At 68.6% G+C, this 3558-nt stretch carries 4 protein-coding genes; all 4 read right to left on the reverse strand.

The window, feature by feature from the left end; translation table 11 throughout:
• The coding region (locus tag AC1DY2_RS17305; protein WP_476763540.1) for a triose-phosphate isomerase family protein at positions 1-502 on the reverse strand (502 nt) is incomplete at its 3' end.
• Positions 493-1707, reverse strand: coding sequence for a phosphoglycerate kinase (locus AC1DY2_RS17310; protein WP_476763541.1), 1215 nt, complete (start codon positions 1705-1707; stop codon positions 493-495). The genes AC1DY2_RS17310 and AC1DY2_RS17305, both read right to left, overlap by 10 nt.
• Positions 1708-1718: 11 nt before the next feature.
• Positions 1719-2723, reverse strand: a complete 1005-nt coding sequence (gene gap / locus AC1DY2_RS17315) for a type I glyceraldehyde-3-phosphate dehydrogenase (protein WP_309978754.1) — start codon at positions 2721-2723, stop codon at positions 1719-1721.
• Between the two features lie 93 nt (positions 2724-2816).
• On the reverse strand, positions 2817-3443 hold the full coding sequence (locus AC1DY2_RS17320; protein ID WP_476763542.1) for a superoxide dismutase: 627 nt from the start codon (positions 3441-3443) through the stop codon (positions 2817-2819).
• Between the last annotated feature and the right edge of the window lie 115 nt (positions 3444-3558).

Raw genomic sequence — 3558 nt, forward strand, 5'->3', positions numbered from 1 at the left:
CCTTGGACCCGTCGACTCCTTCGAGCGCGGTGCGAAGCTGCGCCACCGGCACGGCACTCGGACCGTGCGCCTCGAGGTCCTCAGCCGTCTCGCCGACGCACACCACTGGCACGAGCCCGTGGCGGTGGGCGGCAAGCACCTTGGCGTTCACGTCGGCGTCGGTCTCGTGGTGGAGCGTGCGACGCTCGGAGTGTCCGATGATCACGTAGCTGCAGTCGAGCTGCGCCAGGAAGGCACCCGAGATCTCGCCGGTGTACGCGCCCGAGTCGTGCGCCGACACGTCCTGCGCGCCGTAGGCCAGCGGCAGCGAGTCCGCCGACACGAGCGTCTGCACCGAACGGAGATCGGTGAACGGCGGGAACACGGCGACCTCCGCGTCGGCGAAGTCGTGCTTCGCGTCGGCCAGCGCCCACGCGAGCTTCTGCACGAACGCGATCGCCTGCAGGTGGTCGAGGTTCATCTTCCAGTTGCCCGCGATGAACGGGGTGCGCTTCACTGCCATCCGAGGACCTCCAGTCCGGGGAGCTTCTTGCCCTCGAGGAACTCGAGGCTCGCGCCACCGCCCGTCGAGATGTGACCGAACTGGTCGTCGGCGAACCCGAGCTGCCGCACGGCCGCCGCCGAGTCGCCGCCGCCGACGACGCTGAGGCCGTCGACCTCGGTGAGTGCGTCGGCCACCGCCTTGGTGCCGGCTGCGAAGGGCGCCAACTCGAACACGCCCATCGGGCCGTTCCAGAACACCGTCTTCGATGCGCGGATCCGCTCGGCGAACGCCGCGGCCGTTGCGGGGCCGATGTCGAGGCCGAGTCCGGATGCGCCGAACGGTGTCTCCTCGATCGCGTCGGCCGAGGTCACCACATGCTCGGCGTCGGCCGAGAAGGATGCCGCGACGACCACGTCGGTGGGCAGCACGATCGACACGCCGCGCTCCTCCGCCTCGGCGAGGTAGCCCTTGACCGTCTCGATCTGGTCGGCTTCGAGGAGGCTCGATCCGACCTTGTGCCCCTGGGCGGCCAGGAAGGTGAACAGCATGCCGCCGCCGATGAGGAGCGTGTCGACACGCGGCAGCAGGTGCGCGATCACGCCGAGCTTGTCGGAGACCTTCGACCCGCCGAGCACCACGGTGTAGGGGCGCTCGGGCGACTCGGTGAGCCGGTCGAGCACGTCGAGCTCCGACGCGATCAGGAGCCCGGCGGCGCTCGGCCGCAGCTCCTCGAGCTCGTAGACGCTCGCCTGCTTGCGGTGCACGACGCCGAAGCCGTCGGAGACGACCGCATCGGCGAAGCCGGCCAGCTCGCCCGCGAACGCGGTGCGCTCAGCCTCGTTCTTCGAGGTCTCCCCCGCGTTGAACCGCAGGTTCTCGAGCACGAGGATCTCGCCGTCGCCGAGCGCCTCGACCTTCGCCGCGGCATCCGCACCGACCGTGTCGGTCGCGAACGCGACGGGCGCGTCGATCAGTTCATCGAGCCGTGCGGCGACGGGGGCGAGGCTGTACTTCGGGTCGGGCGAGCCGTCGGGCCGGCCGAGGTGGGAGACCACGATCACGCGGGCTCCCTGGCCCGTGAGGGCCTCGAGGGTGGGGACCGACGCCCGCACGCGGCCGTCGTCCGTGATGACCGATCCCTGGAGGGGGACGTTGAGGTCACAACGGACGACGACGCGCTTGCCGGCGAGCGGACCGAGGCTGTCGATCGTTCGCAGGGTCACGGATGCTCGATTCAGAGGCGTTCGGCGACGTACTCGGTCAGGTCGACGAGCCGGTTGGAGTAGCCCCACTCGTTGTCGTACCAGCTCGAGAGCTTCACCTGGTCGCCGAGGACGCGCAGCAGCCCGGCGTCGAAGATCGAGGAGTGCGGGTCGGAGACGATGTCGCTCGAGACGATCTCGTCCTCCGTGTACTTGAGGATGCCCTTCATCGGGCCCTCGGCGGCCGCCTTGTAGGCCGCCTTGACCTCGTCGACCGTGACCGGACGAGATGCCGTGACGGTGAGGTCGGTGATCGAGCCGGTGGGCACCGGCACCCGCAGGGCGAACCCGTCGAGCTTGCCCACGAGCTCGGGCAGCACGAGGCCGATCGCCTTCGCCGCACCGGTCGAGGTGGGGACGATGTTGATCGCGGCGGCGCGCGCGCGACGGAGGTCCTTGTGCGGGCCGTCCTGGAGGTTCTGGTCGGCCGTGTAGGCGTGCACCGTGGTCATGAGGCCGCGCTCGATGCCGAACGCGTCGTTGAACACCTTCGCGAGCGGCGCGAGGCAGTTCGTCGTGCACGACGCGTTCGAGATGATGTGGTGCGAGGCGGGGTCGTACTCGTCCTCGTTCACGCCCATGACGAAGGTCGCGTCCTCATCGGTCGCGGGCGCCGAGATGAGCACCTTCTTGGCTCCGGCGGCGATGTGCTTGCGCGCGTCGGCGGCCTTGGTGAAGAAGCCGGTCGACTCGATGACGATGTCGACGCCGAGCTCGCCCCAGGGCAGGTTCGCGGGGTCGCGCTCGGCGAACGCCTTGATCGCCTTGCCGTTGACGATGATGTTGTCGTCGTCGTAGTCGACGGTCGCGTCGAGGCGGCCCGTGATCGAGTCGTACTTCAGCAGGTGGGCGAGCGTCTTGTTGTCGGTGAGGTCGTTCACGGCGACGATCTCGAGGTCGGCGCCCTGGGCGAGGGCGGCACGGAAGTAGTTGCGGCCGATGCGGCCGAAGCCGTTGATGCCGATCTTTACGGACACGGATGTCTCCTGAATTGACGTGCGCGAATGCGCGATTCCAAGGTGAACGGATCGGACGGCGGTGTCCCCGGACGGGTCCGGGGACACCATCCGCTACGACAGTAGCAGCAGCCCTGAGGTCTTCTCGCGTGCGGTGGTGAAGCGCTGCTGGACGTTCTCCCAGTTCGCGATGTTCCAGAACGCCTTGACGTAATCGGCCCGCACGTTCTTGTAGTCGAGGTAGTACGCGTGCTCCCAGACGTCGAGCATGAGCAGCGGCACGATGCCCGCCGGGAGGKTCGCCTGCTGGTCGAAGAACTGCACGATGATCAGGCGCTGGCCGATCGAGTCCCACGCGAGGACGGCCCAGCCGGAGCCCTGCACGCCGAGCGCCGTGGCGGTGAAGTGGGCCTGGAACTTGTCGAAGGACCCGAAGTGCTCGTCGATCGCGGAGGCGAGGTCGCCGGTGGGCTTGTCGCCGCCGTCGGGTGAGAGGTTCGTCCAGAAGACGGAGTGGTTGACGTGGCCGCCGAGGTTGAACGCGAGGTCCTTCTCCAGCTTGTTGACGTTGGCGAGGTTGCCCGAGTCGCGCGCCTCTGCGAGCTGCGCGAGGGCGGTGTTCGCGCCGGTCACGTACGTCTGGTGGTGCTTCGAGTGGTGGAGCTCCATGATCGTGCCGCTGATCGACGGTTCCAGCGCCGAGTAGTCGTACGGGAGATCGGGGAGGGTGTAGTCAGCCATTGCTTCTCCTTGTCAGATGCCGGGCGTGCCGGGCTCCTGCCCGGTGTTCCGCGGCCGCACCCCGAGTCTATGCCCGGCCCGTCGGAGGCCGACCGGGGTTGACCGACTGCGACGG

It is taken from the genome of Agromyces sp. P1_H4, from assembly GCF_056405255.1.